This is a genomic window from Candidatus Enterococcus moelleringii, assembly GCF_017377575.1.
Lineage (GTDB): Bacteria > Bacillota > Bacilli > Lactobacillales > Enterococcaceae > Enterococcus_A > Enterococcus_A moelleringii.
This window is the reverse complement of record NZ_JAFREM010000004.1, coordinates 42,803-61,105: the sequence shown is the minus strand read 5'-3', so window position 1 is coordinate 61,105 and position 18,303 is coordinate 42,803. Positions and strand designations below refer to the sequence as shown.

The window sequence follows — 18,303 nt, the reverse complement described above, 5'->3', positions numbered from 1 at the left end:
CTAATCAAAGTAGACGCAAACACATTCAGGGGCATAAATATCTTTTTGCAGCAGTTCCAATAAGCCGGTTGCCGCATCCCGACGATATAAGCTCAGGTTGTCGGTATTTTGATTGCCGCATACAACGTAGTCATTTTCCGGGGATAAGTTAAAGTCCCGTGGGCCGTCACCTTCAGTTGAAATGAATTGAATCGTTTCTAATGATTTTCCGTCTTCTGAAATTTGATAGACCACTATCGAGTTGTGGCCGCGATTGGAAGCATACAGGAATTTTCCGTCTTTGGAAATACGAATCGCTGCTCCAGCACTTTCGCCAGTGAAGTCATCTGGCACAGTTGAAATAGTTTGCAACAGACTGAAGCTGCCGTCTTCACTGTTATAAGCCAATACAGCAACGGTATTATCCAATTCACCAAATAAGTAGGCGATATCCTCTTGCGGATGGAAAACCAGATGACGAGGCCCGCAGCCTGGTTGTGTGACATAAGCAGCCACTTCAGTTAAGCTGCCTGATTGGTCAACATCATAAGTCTGCACATGGTCAGTTCCAAGGTCGCAGACTACTAAACGATTGTCAGGTGTTAGATCGGTATAATGTACGTGAGCGGTGTTTTGATTTTTGTGGGGACCCGTTTCCTCATCATGGTAAACAGCCGCAGCAGCGTCTAGAGAGCCGTCTTCTTTGATGTGATAGACATTGACTTCACCTTTGTGATAGTTTGCGCCATAAAGCAGTTGGCGGTCTTCGTCCACGGCTACGTAGCATAGGGGTGCGCCTTCTTCAGTAACTGCATTTAAAAAGTTCAGTTTTGCATCATAGCTGGATGCGCCGCCTTCGTCATTTTGGGTAGTTACAGAATAAAGATTGCCGGCCTGGCTTTTCGTTAAGTAGGTTGGGCTGGTTTCTTTAGTGACTAAAGTTAAGTTGTCCAGCACACCTTTTTCGGTATCCAGCTGGATTTGATAGATGCCTTCACTTTTATTGCGGGTATAAGTTCCTAAAAGAATATTTTTAATCATAGTGTCCTCCTTTGTTTGCTGTCTTTATTTTACCAGTATGTAGGGGACTTGGATAGCTGGAAGTTTATGATATAATTGAAAAAGAAACGAGAAAAGAGCGTGAATGATGACAAAAACAGAGATTATGCAAGTTGGAAAACAGGCAATTAACGATGAACCGATTCTGATTCTTTTTGATGAATCCGTAACACCTGAACTGGCAATGCATTCAATTGTTCAACGTAAGAAAGATCAGCAGCCGATTGAATTGAAGGTTGGCAGCGAAATTCACTTTGGCGATCAGATTTATCATGTGACCGCACTGGGCCATTTAGCCAATCAAAACTTAAATGAGATTGCTCATGCTACATTGTTTTTTAAAGCGAGTGAAAACGAAAGTGCAAATGGGGTTTATTTGGAACCAGAAGTTGTACCCAACATTGAGGTAGGAATGGAAATCAGCTTCTTGTAGGAGTGAATGCTTTGGATAAAAAGAAATTTACAGAAAAGACTTCCTGGTTTTGGAAGTGGTTTTTAAATAATCAAGTGGTAGTGAGCTTGATTGTGGTTTTACTCTTACTTTTAATTTTACTGGTGTTTACTAAGGTTTCTTACTTGTTTGAACCAGTGGGACAATTCTTTGCAATTGTAGGTTTGCCAATGGTTTTAGCGGGGATTCTTTTTTACTTGATGAATCCAGTAGTGAATCACTTGGAGAAAAGGGGAGTAAAGCGACAATACGGCATCATCTTACTATTTATTGTAGTATTGGCCTTGCTGATTTGGGGTATCGTGGTAATCGTGCCGGAAATTCGCCAGCAGATTCAGTCCCTGGTTAACAGCTTTCCAGGCTATATTGATACGATTGAGGGTAAAGCTGATCAAATCTTTAAAGACCCGTCCTTCCGACCAGTACAAGAGTACATTGAAAATAGTGCTCAAAGGATTTTAGAAACAATCACCAACATGACCCAAGACCTTTCCCGAGTAACCTTGCAAGGATTGGGCAGTGTGGTTTCGGTGGTTACCAATATTGTGATTGCCTTGTTTACGGCGCCGATTATTCTGTTCTTTCTATTGAAAGACGGTAAACGTTTAGGGCCTTACTTGGTTTCCTTTTTGCCTAACAGAATGCGTCGTCCATCGTATCGGGTGTTAAGAGAGATGAATCAGCAGTTGGCTTCCTATATTCGGGGTCAGCTGACCGTTGCTTTTGCAGTTGCGGTTATGTTCATGCTGGGTTTTTCAATTGTTGGCTTGAATTACGGAATTTTACTGGGAGTCTTAGCCGGCTTTTTAAACCTGATTCCTTATTTAGGTTCTTTTCTGGCAATGATTCCGGTGGTTTTTATCGCGATTGTTACCGGACCGGTGATGCTGCTGAAGGTCATTATTGTCTTTGCAATTGAACAAATGATTGAAGGCCGGATTGTCTCGCCATTAGTTTTGGGAAGTCAATTGGAAATTCATCCCGTCACGATCATGTTTGTTTTACTGACTGCCGGAAAAATCTTCGGTTTGGCAGGAATTATCTTGGGGATTCCATTTTATGCAGTGGCTAAAGTAATTGCCAGCCATGTCTTTGATTGGTATAAGAGTGTATCTAATTTGTACAATGAAGAAGAGGTTGAGGAAGAAACAGTCGATACGTAAATAAAAAAGTGGTTAGCAGATCCTGCTCCTTACAAGGAGGGGGTACTGCTAACCACTTTTTTCAGTTTAGTATTTCACAAATTGAAGCCTGTGAAGTCTCTTTTATTCTAAAAGTTTTTGGCAATCTCGATCGCTTTATCTTTAGCAGCATCGACAATCGCAACTCGTTGGTTTGGATCATAATCAGCACCCTCAATGTAGACAGATGAGAAGTCAGTGATGCCGACGAATTTCAACATTTCGCGTACGTACATCGCAGAGAAATCTTTGCCGTCATAAACGCCGCCGCTGGATTGAATATGCAGCGCTTTTTTGCCTTCAGTTAAACCAACTGGGCCTTCTGCAGTATATTTGAAGGTTTTGCCGGCAACATTGACTGTATCAAACCAGGCTTTTAAACGTGTTGGAATGTTTAGGTTCCACAAAGCATTGGCAATCACAATTTTATCGCTAGCTAAAAATTGTTCAGTGAAATCATTGAACAAGCGAACTTTTTCCTGCTGGTCAGAGGTTAATTCAGTATATTCTTTTCCTTGGCTTAGTTCTTTCCAAGCTAATAATAGGTCTTGATCGATTTCTGGCAGACTAACCTGAAACAGATCAACGATTTCCATCGTGTCCTCTGGATGGGCAGATTGATAAGTTGAAATAAATGCATCTAAAACGGTAAGTGTTTGTGAATCATCATTTGTGAGCGGGTGCGCTTTCACAACTAGTACTTTTGACATTAATATACTCCCTTTCTTGCAATGTAACCTAATAGTATCGGAAAACTGCAAAATTCTCAATTTATTTGCTTACAAAAAGTACTAATAAAATGTAATACACCTCCAAAGCCTGCTATAACAGGTTTTGGGGGTGTACTTGTTTTTTCATTTAGCTAGCTAAATAGCTTGAAAAAGCGGTCGCTCCGCCAATAACATTTACTACCTTGTAGCCTTTTTCCCGTAAATACTGAGCCATTGTTTCAGAATAATCACCGAACTGACTAAACAGATAATAGGTTTTGTTTTTATCCAATTGGTCAAATTGGTTCGCTAGTTGAGTTAGCGGTATTTGTATAACATCGGTAAAACCTTTCAATTCAGTTGTATCAAAAAAATCGGGATCTCTGAGATCAATCACATTTAGTGTTTGGGAAGCTGCAAGGGATAAAAATTCTAGAGTAGTTACAGAAAGATTCATGATTTTATCCACCTCGTTTTCTTTAATCTGAGTCCCGATAATAATATAGAACGTTTGTGAAGGCAAGTACTATGCAATACTTATTTAAAGAGAATAAGTATCTTTAATGAAAGATTCACAATTTAGACAAATTAAGCCGAAAAGACTGCACAAAAAAGAACCAGAAACGTTTTCCTGGTTCAAGTAGACAGCTGTCATTAATAAAGTTCCGATTGATTATGGGTCCAGCGAGAAAATGCCGAGCTTGGCAGAATCAGCAATACAAACATGATAATTGGCCCTATGATCGGGATGATATATAATAGTATCCACCAGTTGCTTTTATTTGTATCGTGCAATCTTCTGGCACGTACAGTAAAGTTTGCTAGCCAAATTAGAAACGATAGAACTAAAAAGACGATGACTCGAATATTCATCTCTTTGATCGATTCAGTTGCAAAATCGTAGTATCTTGGCAGATTGGTTAACCAGCTGTACAAAAACAGCACAAAGTAGTTAACGACCTGCGGCCACCAGTATTGTCCCCGTTTTGCCCGTGCGTCCATCACAGTGATATTTTTCCAGTATTCCTTATAAGCTTGAATCATAGCGATCACTCCTTATTCTTGCTAGTAGTTTCTCGTTAAAATAAAATTTAGTCAAATAATCCGCTTTTTTATCTGCTGGCTGATGAGAAGTAATTACTCCGCATAATGATTGAAACCTGTGAGACGTTGAATCGTTTTTCTTGCATCTTTTTCACAGGATGATATAATGACACTGTGTCATATGACAGAGTGTCATTTCGATTTAGTGAGGAGGACAAATGATGCCTACAGATACTTTTTTCCGATTACCGGCTGAAAAACAGCAGCGTTTAATGAAGGCGGCGAAGATTGAATTTTCCCGTCATTCCCTGCAGGAGGCTTCGATTGCCGACATTGTGAAGTTGGCGGATATTCCTAGAGGGAGCTTTTATCAATATTTTGCGGATAAAGAAGATCTTTATTTCCATTATTATGAAACCCTGCGGAAGGATCGTACGAATGAATTAATTGAAGCAATTGATGCAGCAGAGGGCGATATTTTTGAAGGCTTTGATCAGTATTTTACTTTTTTGCTGCGGGACATTTTTACCGGAGAGGATGCTGATTTCTATCGCAATCTTTTCTTGAATATGGATTATCGGGCTGGTCGTAAAGTAACAGATGGGCCAGCGCATGTGAATCACGCTAAGCATCCAAGGCAGGGCTTCATAGGGGAGCTGGCAGAACACATTAATCGGACGCATTTGACGATTCAATCTGAGGCAGAATTACACATGTTTCTCCATTTAATTATGACAACGGTTTTTTCTTCCATCGGCAAGGGATATCATGAACGATCTCGTGATCCAGACTATCCGATTGAGAAGATTGTGGAGGACTTTAAGACAGCGTTAGGCTGGCTGAAAAATGGAACTTATAAGAAGGAAGGGAACTAAATGCTTAAACTACTAAAACGAATACCGCTTTGGGCAGGTTTTCTGGCGATCCTATTTATGTTTTTCCAAGTTATCGCCGATTTGTATCTGCCAACCTTAACCTCGAATATTATTGATAACGGGGTAGCGAAGGGGGATATTGACTACATTTGGCGAACGGGATTCGTCATGATTGGGATTTCAGTTTTGAGTATTATCGCAGCGGTGGGGAACACTTACTTTGCTACGAGAGAATCACAACGCTTAGGGCGAAGCCTGCGGAGTGATGTTTACAAAAAAGTTGGAAGCTTTTCAAATCATGAGTTTGATAAATTCGGGACAGCGTCACTAATCACTCGGACAACCAATGACGTAACTCAAGTTCAATTGGTTACGCAGATGTTTTTCCGTTTGATGATCAATGCACCGATTATGTTAGTTGGTGCCAGTATTTTGGCTTATCAAAAGGACGCGGAGCTAACTAAAATATTCTTTGTGGTTATTCCGATTATGCTGGTTGTTGTTGGCGGTATTATGATGTTCGCCGTACCATTGTTTAAAAGCATGCAAAAGAAAACCGACCGTTTGAACTTGGTTTTCCGTGAAGGATTAACCGGGGTTCGGGTCATTCGGGCCTTTGATAAAACGAAATACGAAGAAAATCGCTTTAATGATGCCAACAAGGATTATACCAACACAGCCATCAAGGTAAATACGATTGTCGCTTTAATGATGCCGCTGATGACGTTGATTATGAGTGGTACCAATATTGCCATTACTTGGTTCGGGGGTCACTATATTGCCGATATGAGTTTGGAAGTTGGGAATTTGATTGCCTTTATGACTTATGCGATGCAAATTCTGATGAGCTTCATGATGCTGTCGATGATCTTTATTACGGTTCCGCGAGCTCAAGCATCAGCTGACCGGATCAATGAAGTCTTGGAAACAGAGCATACCATCTTAGATCCAGCTGAACCTAAAAAAATCGAAGTCAATGGGCATAATGCTTCGTTAACCTTCGACCATGTAAACTTCCGTTACGAAGATGCTGAACATCTGGCCTTAGAGGATATTGATTTTTCGGCAACTGCTGGACAAACCGTAGCGATTATTGGTGGAACGGGTTCTGGTAAAACGACCTTGATCAATCTGATTCCCCGTCTGCTGGATATTGAATCAGGCGAGATTCGCATCAACGGTGTATCGACTCGTGAGATCAATCAAGTTGATTTGCGGGAAATGATCGGCTTTGTTCCCCAAAAAGCAGTTCTGTTTTCTGGAACGATTCGTGAAAATATGCAGTACGGTTCGCCGGATGCCAGTGATGAAACCATTTGGAAAGCGTTGGAAATTGCGCAAGCCAAAGATTTCGTCAGTGAAATGGAAAAAGGCTTGGATAGTCGCGTTGAACAAGGCGGCGGCAACTTCTCAGGTGGACAGCGTCAGCGTTTAGCGATTGCTCGGGCTTTAGTGAAAGTCGCAGATATTTATGTGTTTGATGATTCTTTCTCAGCTTTGGATTTCAAAACAGACGCTAAATTGCGAGCAGCTTTGCTGAAGGAAATCACCGAAAGTGTCGTTGTCATCGTGGCTCAACGAGTAAGTACTGTTATGGATGCCGATATTATTCTAGTCATCGACGAAGGAAAACTTGTGGGTAAAGGAACCCATGATGAATTAATGAAATCTAACGAAACTTATAAAGAGATTGTTCAATCACAATTGCGAGAGGAGGACATGTAATGGCACAAGGACCAAGAATGGGCGGCGGATCCAGCCGTAATATGGGCGCTAAGGGACCGAAACCTAAAAACTTTTGGAAAACCATTAAACGGTTGTTTTCCTACATGTCTAAAAGAATGGTAGCGATCATTGCGGTATTTGTCTTAGCAATCACTTCGGTTATCTTTCAAATTCAAACCCCTAAGATTTTAGGGGAAGCAACAACTGAAATATTTAAAGGGGTAACTGAGGGCTATCAGCAAATGCAGATGGGCCAGCAAATTACCAGCTTCCCGATTAATTTTGAGCGAATTGGCGAGATTATTTTAGTTGTTATCGGGTTGTACTTGGCTTCGGCTTTGTTCAGTTTCTTCCAACAGTTTATTATGACCCGGGTTTCACAACGGACTGTTTTTGAACTGCGGAGAGATCTAGAAGAAAAAATGAACCGAGTGCCAATTTCTTATTATGATACTCACAGCAATGGTGATATTATGTCGCGGGCAATTAACGACATGGACAACATCGCCAGTACGCTGCAGCAAAACTTGACGCAGCTGATTACTAGTACCGTGACCTTTGTCGGAGTACTGGTTATGATGCTGACCATCAGCTGGCAGCTAACGTTAATAGCATTAGCCACTGTGCCATTAAGTTTGATTGTAGTAATGATCGTTGCACCTAAATCCCAACGCTTCTTTGCCAGCCAACAAAAGAGCTTAGGCTTGTTGAATAATCAGGTGGAAGAAACGTATGCTGGACATACGGTGGTCAAAACCTTCAATCATGAGAAAGCCGATCAAGTGAATTTTGAAAAAGAAAATGAAGTTTTATACAAAGCCGGCTGGCAAGCACAATTTATTTCAGCGATTATTATGCCTTTGATGAATTTCATTAAGAACTTAGGCTATGTCTTTGTGGCGGTTCTAGGCGGGATCAAAGTGGCCAATGGGACGATGACTTTGGGGAATGTGCAAGCCTTCTTGCAATATACCAATCAGTTTTCACAACCAATCACGCAAATTGCTAACTTGATGAACACCATTCAATCAACGGTTGCTTCAGCTGAACGGGTTTTTGAAGTGTTGGACGAAGCGGAAATGGACAACGAACCTTCTGGTATTCCTGTAGAAGAAAACAGTCCCTACAAAGTCGAATTCGAACACGTTCAATTTGGTTACGGCGAAGACAGCTTATTGATGAAGGATTTCAATTTGAAAGTGAATCCGGGTGAAATGGTGGCCATCGTCGGTCCGACTGGGGCTGGTAAAACGACGATGATCAATTTACTAGAACGTTTCTATGATGTTAGTGGCGGCTCCATCAAGTACGAAGGTGCTGACACTCGAGATATTAGTCGAGATGAATTGCGGTCTCACTTCTCGATGGTGTTGCAGGATACTTGGCTGTTTACCGGAAGTATTTATGACAATATTAAGTACGGTAATGATGATGCCACTGAAGAGCAAATTATGCGAGCAGCGAAAGCCGCCCACGTGGATGATTTTGTTCGTAAGCTGCCTAATGGTTATGATACGGTATTGAATGAAGATGCCAGCAACATTTCCCAAGGACAACGTCAATTGATTACGATCGCGCGGGCCTTTCTAGCCAATCCGGATGTTTTGATTCTCGATGAGGCGACCTCCAGTGTCGATACACGGACTGAAGTGCTGATTCAACAAGCGATGAATCGACTGTTGGAAAACCGTACCAGCTTCGTGGTAGCACACCGTTTATCTACCATTCGTGACGCTGACAATATCATTGTAATGAACCACGGAGACATTGTGGAAACCGGCAATCACGATGAATTAATGGCGAAAAACGGCTTCTATGCTGATCTTTATAATAGTCAATTTTCAGAAAATGCAGCATAAGATGCTGAAAAGGGTGATTACTTTGCGGTAATCCCCTTTTTTTAGTGGCTTTCGCTTGCGGTATTTCCTTGCTATAGGTAGAATTAATATGATATGGAGGGATTAGATAAAATGGGGAAATTCAATTTGGGTGATCTAGCACTTAAAACTATCGCGGTTCGAGTGAAAGATCGTGATTTGATGATTCATTTTTACCGGGATATCATCGGTTTTCATTTATTGCGGGAAGAAAATGAATTAGCAATCTTAGGCTACAAAGAACCAATGACCGAATTACTTTGGTTAGAAGAAAGTCCCAGAGCGATAGATCATCAAGGCGAAATTAAAAAAATGCAACGATTCTCTTTGGCGGTGCCAAATGAGGAAGAGTTGGCTAACGTGGCGTTTCGGGCACAGGAGAATGAATATCCGGTAGAAGATGCGTTAAAGACCGACAAAGAAAAAGGGCTTTTATTAGTCGATCCTGAAGGCAACGAAATTGAAGTCTTTTATGCACCAGATGAAAAAAGTTCAACCAAAGAAGCAAACAGTATGGATGTGGATGCCTTAGCTGCTGAAGCAACAGAAAAGAAAAAAATTCACCAATCTTATTTTGGCCGCGTTCACTTGAACGTTAACGATGTTGAAAAACAAGAAGCTTTTTTGTCTGATATCTTAGGCTTAAAGGTCCAAGAAGAAAACGGGAAACTGCGCATCTTAAATCGTGGCGACTTCCATGTTGGCTTGACGCAAGCAAGCGGTGGAACCATTGATAAACCAACAGATGAAGTCTTAGGTTTGGATTTCTTGCAATTTATTGTCAGCAAGGATGATTTACTGGCATTGATTGATCATTTAAATGAAAATGGCAAAGACTTCTTTGTTGATAAGAAACAATCTTTAATCACTATCTACGATTCAGTAGGCATCGAATGGTGGTTCGTTTTAAAATAGTAGACTGCCGCGTGAAAACGCGGTTTTTTTGACGGGAGAAGATGCATGTACCCAAAGACAACAAAAATAATTGAAGAAAAACTTCAGCAGGGTGTGTTTCCTGGCGTTGTGTATTCCTTTATTGAAGGAGATCAGCAGCAAACTACCACTTTAGGTTTGGCACAGGTGGAACCGGTGATTCGTCCGATGGAGGAGAATGCGTTGTTTGATGTTGCTTCCTTAACGAAGGTGATCTGCACAACAACAATGCTGCTGAAGCTGTGGGAAGAAAAGAAGATTGAGTGGGATCAGCCTTTGCAGGAGCTGCTGCCGGACTTTCAAGATGAGCGCATTACGTTACGCCATTTGCTGACTCATACTTCGGACATTCAAACCTATATTCCTCAGCGGGATCAGTTGAATGCCCAAGAGCTGCGGGCAGCCTATCTCACCTTGCAGTCGGGAGAAAATTTAGGCAAGCAAGTAAAGTATACTGATGCGGGTACGATCCTGCTAGGTTTTATGCTGGAGGAATTGTATCAAGAAGATGTTGTCACTATCTTCCGCCAGCATATTCTTGAACCGTTAGAAATGAGCGACAGCTGTTTTTTGCCAGAGGTAATTGATGAACGGTTTGTACCGACTGAAAAAATGTCTAACGGGGAAGTGCTGCGAGGAATTACTCACGACCCGAAAGCTAGGGTGCTGGCGGAACATGCCGGGAACGCCGGCTTATTCACCAACATGAAAGATTTGAAGAAATTTACCGAAATGTATTTGAATTTTGGCAGCGTTAACGGTAAGATTTACTTGCAGGAAAGCACCATTGCTTTTTTACTGTCTGATCAGACACCGACAGGCAATGGCGGACGCAGTCTTGGCTGGGATTTGAGGTATGAGGTCCAACAGCAGCCGTTACTTTTTCATACAGGTTACACTGGCGCATTTATGCTGCTGGATCCCGTGAAGCACTCGGCTTTTCTCTTTTTGTCGAATCGGGTGCACCCGCAGGATCACCGCGCAGAATACGTGCGTCAGCGGGATGAAATTTTAGCCGCCTATCTGTCTGAACATGCAGTACTATATCAAAAATAGAGGAGTAATAGACGTGGAACCATTATTTTTAAAACCAGTATTTCAAGAAAAGATTTGGGGCGGCAATCAGCTTCACACCGTCTTTGGTTTTGATTTGCCTAACGACAGTATCGGAGAAGATTGGGCCATCAGCGGACACCCTCACGGCGTTAGCGTTGTTGAGAATGGACCTTATAAAGGTTGGCAGTTAGACAAGCTTTGGGCTGAGCACCGAGAACTATTCGGCAATGCCGAAGGGGACGTTTTCCCGTTGCTAACCAAAATTTTGGATGCGGAAGATGACCTGTCAGTACAGGTTCATCCCGATGATGCCTATGGCTTGAAGCACGAAGGTGAATTAGGCAAAACGGAATGCTGGTATATTATCGATGCCAAACCAGGTTCAGAAATTGTCTATGGCCACAATGCTCAAACACGGGAAGAGTTGGCTGAAATGATTGAAAACGGCCAATGGGAACGTTTGTTACGCCGCATTCCAGTTAAAAAAGGCGACTTTTTCTATGTGCCTAGTGGAACCATCCATGCGATTGGTCGTGGGATTTTGATTTTAGAAACTCAACAAAGCTCGGATACAACTTACCGTGTATACGACTATGACCGCAAAGACGAACAAGGAAACAAACGGGAATTACATGTTCAGCAATCCGTTGATGTTACGACTGTTCCAGCGATTAGTCCAGAATTAGAAGTACAAGAAACCAAACACGGCGAGTCTTCCATTATCAGCTATTTGAAAACCGACTTCTTCAACGTGTACGAATGGGAAGTAGCAGGTCGTCTTTCTCTAACTAAAGAAGGCGCGTATACTTTGATGACAGTTGTGGAAGGCTACGGCAACCTGATTGTTGACGGACAAACTTATGAAATGCAACCAGGCTCCAGCTGCATTTTACCTTCAGCTATTCAAACTTGGGCATTAGAAGGCGAAATGAAAATTATCGCTTCAACGCCAGGAAAATAAAAAAATGCTTGATTCTCAATTAAACGAGGATCAAGCATTTTTAATTTATTCAGCAGGTAATTCAGGAAGTACGATGTCTTCGCCATATTTATTCTTCAATGCCGTATGCAGCAGTCTAACGGCCAATGCTTTGTTGCGGGAAAGAATCGGTCCGTGGAAATAGGTGCCATAGACATTTTTATAAATGACCCCTTCACCTTCGTCTTCGCCATTGTTCCCTTTGCCTTGGACGACCTTGCCTAATGGTCGCTCATCTTTACCTAAGAAGGTACGGCCGTTGTGATTTTCAAAGCCGTAGTAGGTTTCGTTGAACTCTTCGTTATGGATGACAACGTCACCGATGAAACGGTTATTGTCTTGGCTTAAGGTGTAGTGATCCAACGCGCCAATGCCGTTGATCTTTTCACCATTTGCCCCGATATAATAGTGGCCCAACAATTGGTAACCACCGCAGACCGCTAAAATGACGCCATCGTTTTCGATATATTCAGTCAAGTCGGCTTTTTTGTCTTGGATATCTTTGGAGACAATCACTTGTTCATAATCCTGACCGCCGCCAATGAAGACTAAGTCGAATTTTTGCGAATCAAAGTCTTGGTGAATGCTGACGATTTCAGTCGTTAATTCAATACCCATTTGCTTAGCATAATATTGGAACATCAGCAAATTTCCATTGTCACCGTAAGTATTCAAAAGGTTTCCGTATAAGTGTGCCATTGTTAATTGATAATTAGCCACGATCCATTCCCCCATCAATGTAGCCTTTTTGCGCAAGTTCCTTACGCAGCTGTAAAACGGCCGTGTAAGTGGCCAGAATGTAAACATGTTCAGTTGGAACTGTCTTAATTGCGTCGATTACATCGGTTAAGTTTTCTTTTTCGGTCAAACGTTCCGCTGGAATGCCAGCAACCTTCAGACGTAAAGCCATATCCGTATGACGATCTCCGCCAGCGATTACGGCTGGGATATCCATCTCGGCGAAGGCTTCATGATTGCCGTCCCAAATCCAGCTGACATCAATACCGTCTGCATAATTCGCATTCAGTAAAGAGACCAATGAAAAAGGATAAGGCGCTAACCCGATCATGTCGATAACCTGATTTAGACCCACTGGATTTTTGACTAAAACTAAGGTACATTTTTTGTCACCAATTGAAAATTCTTCCTGACGGCCAAAGACTTTTTCATCGTAGCCTAAGCCTTGGCGAATTTTTTTCGGTGAAACATTAAAATGCTCAGCTACCGCAGTTGCGGACAAGGCGTTATAGACATTGTACATACCGCCAACTTCGATCTTGTATTCTTGATCGTCGATGACAAAGGCTGAAGACGTATTGTCCATGTCCAGCATTTTTGTTAGTTTGTAATCCAGCTCAGGGCGGTGGAAACCACAGTTGGGGCAAAAATACTTGCCAAGGTTGGCGTAAGTAATCATTTGATAACGCAAAATGTGCTGACATCTTGGGCATAATAAGCCGTCGGTGTTGTAATGAGCCTCTTGCTCTTGGTCCGGCAAGTGGTCAAAGCCGTAATATTTCCGCGGATTCACAGTATCCAAGGAATTGAAAATCGGTGAGTCGCCGTTACAAATGATTGGCGCATTCGGCGATTTCGCAGCACCTTCTACAATCATTTTGTAAGTCGTATAGATTTCACCGTAGCGATCCATTTGATCTCGGAAAATATTGGTGAACAAGAATAGCTCTGGTTTGATATATTCTGTTACCTTGCTTAAGCTGGCTTCATCAATTTCCAGTACCGCGAATTTCTTGACGCCTTTTTTACCTTTGGCCTGTAAAAAGGTGGAAACAATCCCTTGAGCCATGTTGGCACCGGTTGGATTGGTCAACACTTGATCAAATTCCTGCTTTAAAATATTAACCGTTAAAGCAGTAGTCAGGGTTTTACCGTTTGTTCCAGTGACTACAACTACACTGTAGTCTTTTGCCAACGTATCTAAAATATGCGGATCAAGCTTCAAGGCCAATTGCCCGGGATAGCTGGAACCACCTTTAAAAAATGTCTTTAATACCCATTGGGAGGTCTTGCCGGCAGCAATTGCCAGATGACTTCGTAACCCCATTGCACATCCTCCATGTCTGTAAACAAATTTAGTTTATCTTATCATACTTGAAAAAAAAGTTTAAACAGCTTTTCTTATTCTTAAGTATTCTACAAAAAAAGCAGGAGCTAGAAAGCTCCTACCCAATAATAATCTTTTCTTCAGGATATTCATACCCCAAGTCACGAGTTTCTTTCGGTACAAACAGCAGCAGCGTATACAGCATGCCGATTCGGCCGATAAACATCAAGATGGCAATCATGATTTTTCCGGTTGCGGACAGGTCATCAGTAATTCCTAAAGACAAACCGGTTGTCCCAAATGCGGAAGTCACTTCCACAATAATCGAAATCAGCGAATGATCCTCGGTGGCTGTTAAAAACAAAATACTGAAAAAGCACATCCCCATGGAAAGCATGAAGACCACCACCGATTTTCGTACATCATTTTGGGGAATCCGGCGATTAAAGATATTAATGTCTTCTTCATTTTTCAAGAAAGAGTACAAATACAAACCGATGATTGCAATGGTAGTGGTTCGAATCCCGCCACCAACCGAGCTTGGCGAACAACCGATAAACATCAGCATCGAGAAAATAATCAGTGTCGTGTTTTGGAATTGATTCAAATCATGAATTTGCAGACCGGCATTTCTAGTAGTCATGGAATAGAAGGCCGAATTGAGCCATTGATCCCAGGATGGTAAGTCACTAAAGCTGTGATTTTTTTCCAACAGCCAAATAATAATCGTTCCACCCACAAACAAAACCACAAAAGCCAACAAGGCAATTTTTGAAAACAAGCTGAAGCGAAAAGGAATCTTGGAGGCTGAACGGCGATGGGTTACCCAGCCGTGAAAATCCATCAACACCGGAAAACCGATCCCGCCAATAAAAATCAAAAACATAATGACAATCAAAAACAGATGATCATTGGCTAATGGAATAATCGACGTGCCAGTCACGTCAAAGCCTGAGTTGGTGACAGCTGAGATGGATTGATAAAAGCCGTAAAAAATCGCTTCGCCAACGGAAGCATAATACCCCATAAAATAAAAATAAATCGAAAACAACGTGCCAAAAATCAATTCAGTACACAAAAGCATCGTTAAGGTGATTTTGATTAATAAGACAACCCCGCTCAAGCGGGGCTGATTCATATCCGTCATGATCAGCTGACGCTGTTTCAGGGATATCCGGCGCTTGGAGACAATAAAAAAGAAGGTGCTGATCATCATAATTCCCAAGCCGCCAACATGGAACAGGATTTCTAACAACACGACCCCAGTTTCGTTAAACACCGAATTGATATCAAAGGTGGTTAATCCAGTCACTGAAACAGTGGAAATTGCCATAAAAACCATATCCAAAAAGGAAACATGGGAGTTCGGCTGACGAAAGACCGGTAAGTAAAAGAGCAATAAGGACAGCAGAGTCATAATAATATAGTAGAAAACGATAATTTGAATCGATGAAAATCGATTGTCTAGCCTGCGTAAGCTTCGTTTTAAGAAGTTCAGGCGACGTGATAAGTTCATTGGAATGACAGACTCCTTCTAGCAAATAATTATCACTAGTATATCACGCTTGGAAATAGAAGAAAGAGGAATTCTTTTGTTCTTGGTTTTAGGCTGAATTTCTTAAAAAATTGCCAAAATTCGCCAGAAAACTTTCGCCTTCTTTAGAGAATAAGGAGAGAATAGAAATTATGACTGTAAAAAATACCGCTTTTCGGCTATAATACGATAGGAATGAAGTGAAAGGTGACAAGAGATGGCACAGCTTTTTTTTAAATATGGCGCAATGAACAGTGGGAAGACGATTGAAATTCTAAAGGTCGCCCACAATTATGAAGAGCAAAATAAACCAGTGGTTTTAATGACCAGCGGTTTAGACACCCGGGACGGTGTAGGCATGATTGCCAGCCGAATCGGTTTAAAACGTCCGGCAACACCGATTTTTGCGGAGACGAATGTTTATGAATCGATCAAGGCGCTGGATTATAAGCCTTTTTGTATCTTAGTGGACGAATCACAATTTTTACTAAAGCATCATGTAATCGAGTTTGCTCGAGTGGTTGATGAACTGGGCATTCCAGTGATGGCTTTTGGTTTGAAAAATGATTTTCGTAATGAACTGTTTGAAGGTTCAAAGTATCTGTTGTTGTATGCAGATAAATTAGAAGAATTAAAAACGATTTGCTGGTTCTGCCACAAAAAAGCAACGATGAACTTGCATTTTATTGATGGCAAGCCTGTTTATGAAGGTGATCAGGTCCAAATTGGCGGAAATGAAGCCTATTACCCTGTTTGCCGCAAGCATTACCTGCACCCGGAAATTAAGGAGGATGAATAAATGTACGATCAGTTACAAAGCATGGAAGATCGTTATGAAGAGCTTGGGGAATTACTTAGTGATCCAGAGGTCGTTACCGACACTCAGCGGTTCATGAGACTTTCTAAAGAAGAAGCGAGTATTCGCGAAACGGTTGAAACTTATCGCCGCTATAAAGAAGTAGTGGAAGGTATCGCAGACACCGAGGAATTACTAGGTGAAAGCCTGGAAGCCGACATGGCTGAAATGGCTAAAGAAGAATTGTCTGACTTGAAAAAAGAAAAAGAAGTCTTAGAAGAAGAAATTAAAATTCTGCTATTGCCAAAAGATCCTAACGATGACAAAAACATCATTATGGAAATTCGCGGCGCGGCTGGCGGCGATGAAGCGGCTTTATTTGCCGGGGACTTGTTCAACATGTACCAACGTTATGCGGAAGCGCAAGGCTGGAAAACCGAAGTTATGGATGCCAACGTTACGGGAATTGGCGGCTATAAAGAAGTCATTATGATGATCAGCGGCGACAGTGTCTTTTCGAAATTGAAATACGAAAGCGGCGCACACCGAGTACAACGGGTGCCTTCCACTGAATCACAAGGTCGCATTCACACTTCTACTGCAACCGTCGTTATTATGCCGGAAGCTGAAGAAGTTGAAATTGATATTGCTGAAAAAGATATCCGTACCGATATTTACCACGCGTCAGGAGCTGGTGGACAGCACGTCAATAAGACGGCTTCTGCTGTACGTTTAACTCACATTCCAACCGGAGTCGTTGTAGCGATGCAGGATGAACGTTCACAGTTGAAGAACCGTGAAAAAGCGATGAAGGTCTTGCGTGCCCGCGTGTACGACAAGATTTCTCAAGAAGCCCAATCTGAATACGATGCAAGTCGGAAGTCAGCTGTTGGTACCGGAGACCGTTCTGAACGGATTCGTACCTATAACTTCCCGCAAAACCGGGTAACCGATCACCGCATTGGTTTAACCATCCAAAAATTGGATCAGATTTTAACTGGAAAATTAGATGAAATCATTGATGCCTTGATTCTATTTGATCAAACGAAGAAACTGGAAGAGCTGCAAAATGGCTAAAACCTACGTAGAAGTCCTTTCAAGGGCTTCTTCTTTTTTAGAGGAAGCTGGCTTAGAAGGCTATGGGATTGAGTACTTGTTTCTTGAACGCAAGGGCTGGGACAAAACTCAGTGGCTGCTGCACATGCGGGATGAAATATCACCAGCAGAGGAAGCCGTACTTCAAGGGGACATGGAACAGCTGTTGAACCATTTTCCCCCGCAATATATGTTAGGCTACAGCGACTTTTTAGGTCATCGCTTCAAGGTGACGAAAGACACCCTGATCCCGCGACCTGAGACGGAAGAGCTGGTTATGTTATGTTTGGAAAAGAATCCGGGAACTAAGCTTAAAGTAGTGGATATTGGCACAGGAACTGGAGCAATTGCTATTAGCTTAAAATTGGCTCGTCCAGACTGGCAAGTAACAGCAGTGGATATTTCGGCTGGAGCTTTGGCGGTTGCTGAAGAAAACGCCCGTGGAAATGGTGTAGAGATCGACTTCCGTTTAGGAGATACTTTATCATCGATTGATGAGCCGCAAGATATTATTATCAGCAACCCTCCCTATATCAGTCCAGCTGAATGGGCCTTAATGGATGAAAGTGTTCGGACCTTTGAACCAAAGCAAGCTTTGTTTGCTGAAAACGAAGGTTTGGCGATCTATCAAAAAATTGCCGAGGAAAGTCCGCAGCGATTGAAACCAGAAGGCATGCTGCTGTTGGAAATTGGTTTTCAGCAGGGGGAAGCGGTGCGTCAAATGATGCAGCAGGCTTTTCCTGATAAGCAAGTTGAGGTAAAAAAAGATTTATCTAAAAATGATCGAATGGTCATCGTATGTTGATTAATAAAAATTGGGGATAAAATATTTTTAAGCTATAGTTATGATAAAAAAACATTGATTTAACAGGCTGTAAAGCCGACGAAAAGTTATCAACAGGGTTATGCACACTTGACAAAATCATTATCCACAGCCCGTGGAT

The 18,303-nt window shown here is 42.0% G+C and carries 18 protein-coding genes; 11 read left to right on the top strand and 7 right to left on the bottom strand.

The window, feature by feature from the left end:
* Nucleotides 1–1,020, bottom strand: coding sequence for a lactonase family protein (locus JZO70_RS02125; protein ID WP_207671891.1), 1,020 nt, complete (start codon nt 1,018–1,020; stop codon nt 1–3).
* A 106-nt stretch (nt 1,021–1,126) separates the two neighbouring features.
* Between JZO70_RS02125 and JZO70_RS02120 the strand changes: the two genes are divergently transcribed.
* A complete protein-coding gene (locus JZO70_RS02120) occupies nt 1,127–1,471 on the top strand; it encodes a PTS glucitol/sorbitol transporter subunit IIA (RefSeq protein WP_207671890.1) in 345 nt (114 codons plus the stop codon).
* Nucleotides 1,472–1,482: 11 nt separating this feature from the next.
* On the top strand, nt 1,483–2,652 hold the full coding sequence (locus JZO70_RS02115; protein WP_207671889.1) for an AI-2E family transporter: 1,170 nt from the start codon (nt 1,483–1,485) through the stop codon (nt 2,650–2,652).
* Nucleotides 2,653–2,759: 107 nt separating this feature from the next.
* On the opposite strand, the gene JZO70_RS02110 is transcribed toward JZO70_RS02115, so the two are convergent.
* The 3 genes from JZO70_RS02110 to JZO70_RS02100 all read right to left on the bottom strand — a co-directional run bounded on the left by JZO70_RS02110 (nt 2,760) and on the right by JZO70_RS02100 (nt 4,424).
* A complete protein-coding gene (locus JZO70_RS02110; RefSeq protein ID WP_207671888.1) occupies nt 2,760–3,380 on the bottom strand; it encodes an FMN-dependent NADH-azoreductase in 621 nt (206 codons plus the stop codon).
* 148 nt (nt 3,381–3,528) lie between these two features.
* Nucleotides 3,529–3,837, bottom strand: a complete 309-nt coding sequence (locus tag JZO70_RS02105; protein WP_207671887.1) for a rhodanese-like domain-containing protein — start codon at nt 3,835–3,837, stop codon at nt 3,529–3,531.
* 197 nt (nt 3,838–4,034) lie between these two features.
* A complete protein-coding gene (locus JZO70_RS02100; RefSeq protein WP_207671886.1) occupies nt 4,035–4,424 on the bottom strand; it encodes a DUF805 domain-containing protein in 390 nt (129 codons plus the stop codon).
* 221 nt (nt 4,425–4,645) lie between these two features.
* Here JZO70_RS02100 and JZO70_RS02095 point away from each other — a divergent pair, with 221 nt between their 5' ends.
* From JZO70_RS02095 to manA, 6 genes are all read left to right on the top strand, one after another.
* A complete protein-coding gene (locus JZO70_RS02095) occupies nt 4,646–5,299 on the top strand; it encodes a TetR/AcrR family transcriptional regulator (protein WP_207671885.1) in 654 nt (217 codons plus the stop codon).
* Complete coding sequence (locus JZO70_RS02090; protein ID WP_207671884.1) at nt 5,300–7,024, top strand: ABC transporter ATP-binding protein; 1,725 nt, start codon at nt 5,300–5,302, stop codon at nt 7,022–7,024.
* The gene (locus JZO70_RS02085) at nt 7,024–8,883 is read left to right on the top strand and encodes an ABC transporter ATP-binding protein (RefSeq protein ID WP_207671883.1); all 1,860 of its coding nucleotides are present in this window, start codon (nt 7,024–7,026) and stop codon (nt 8,881–8,883) included. The genes JZO70_RS02090 and JZO70_RS02085 overlap by 1 nt, the downstream gene beginning before the upstream one ends.
* Nucleotides 8,884–8,994: 111 nt before the next feature.
* Entirely contained in the window at nt 8,995–9,816 is an 822-nt protein-coding gene (locus tag JZO70_RS02080) for a VOC family protein (RefSeq protein ID WP_207671882.1), read from the top strand.
* A 45-nt stretch (nt 9,817–9,861) separates the two neighbouring features.
* Entirely contained in the window at nt 9,862–10,890 is a 1,029-nt protein-coding gene (locus JZO70_RS02075; RefSeq protein ID WP_207671881.1) for a serine hydrolase domain-containing protein, read from the top strand.
* Nucleotides 10,868–11,851, top strand: coding sequence for a mannose-6-phosphate isomerase, class I (manA, locus tag JZO70_RS02070; protein WP_207671880.1), 984 nt, complete (start codon nt 10,868–10,870; stop codon nt 11,849–11,851). The genes JZO70_RS02075 and manA overlap by 23 nt, the downstream gene beginning before the upstream one ends.
* A 45-nt stretch (nt 11,852–11,896) precedes the next feature.
* On the opposite strand, the gene JZO70_RS02065 is transcribed toward manA, so the two are convergent.
* The 3 genes from JZO70_RS02065 to JZO70_RS02055 form a co-directional block, all read right to left on the bottom strand.
* A complete protein-coding gene (locus tag JZO70_RS02065) occupies nt 11,897–12,589 on the bottom strand; it encodes an adenosylcobyric acid synthase (protein WP_207671879.1) in 693 nt (230 codons plus the stop codon).
* Entirely contained in the window at nt 12,582–13,934 is a 1,353-nt protein-coding gene (locus JZO70_RS02060; RefSeq protein ID WP_207671878.1) for a Mur ligase family protein, read from the bottom strand. Before JZO70_RS02060 ends, JZO70_RS02065 begins: the two co-directional genes overlap by 8 nt.
* 118 nt (nt 13,935–14,052) lie before the next feature.
* On the bottom strand, nt 14,053–15,450 hold the full coding sequence (locus JZO70_RS02055) for a TrkH family potassium uptake protein (protein ID WP_207671877.1): 1,398 nt from the start codon (nt 15,448–15,450) through the stop codon (nt 14,053–14,055).
* A 235-nt stretch (nt 15,451–15,685) separates the two neighbouring features.
* Between JZO70_RS02055 and JZO70_RS02050 the strand changes: the two genes are divergently transcribed.
* Genes JZO70_RS02050 through prmC form a run of 3 tightly spaced genes read left to right on the top strand, consistent with a single transcriptional unit; the run spans nt 15,686 to nt 18,164 of the window.
* Nucleotides 15,686–16,267: a thymidine kinase gene (locus JZO70_RS02050; protein ID WP_207671876.1), complete on the top strand. Its 582-nt coding sequence runs from the start codon at nt 15,686–15,688 to the stop codon at nt 16,265–16,267.
* On the top strand, nt 16,268–17,341 hold the full coding sequence (gene prfA / locus JZO70_RS02045; protein ID WP_207671875.1) for a peptide chain release factor 1: 1,074 nt from the start codon (nt 16,268–16,270) through the stop codon (nt 17,339–17,341).
* Nucleotides 17,334–18,164 carry a peptide chain release factor N(5)-glutamine methyltransferase gene (gene prmC / locus JZO70_RS02040; protein ID WP_207671874.1) on the top strand — a complete coding sequence of 277 codons (831 nt, stop codon included), beginning with the start codon at nt 17,334–17,336 and terminating at the stop codon, nt 18,162–18,164. The genes prfA and prmC overlap by 8 nt, the downstream gene beginning before the upstream one ends.
* Nucleotides 18,165–18,303: the final 139 nt, after the last annotated feature.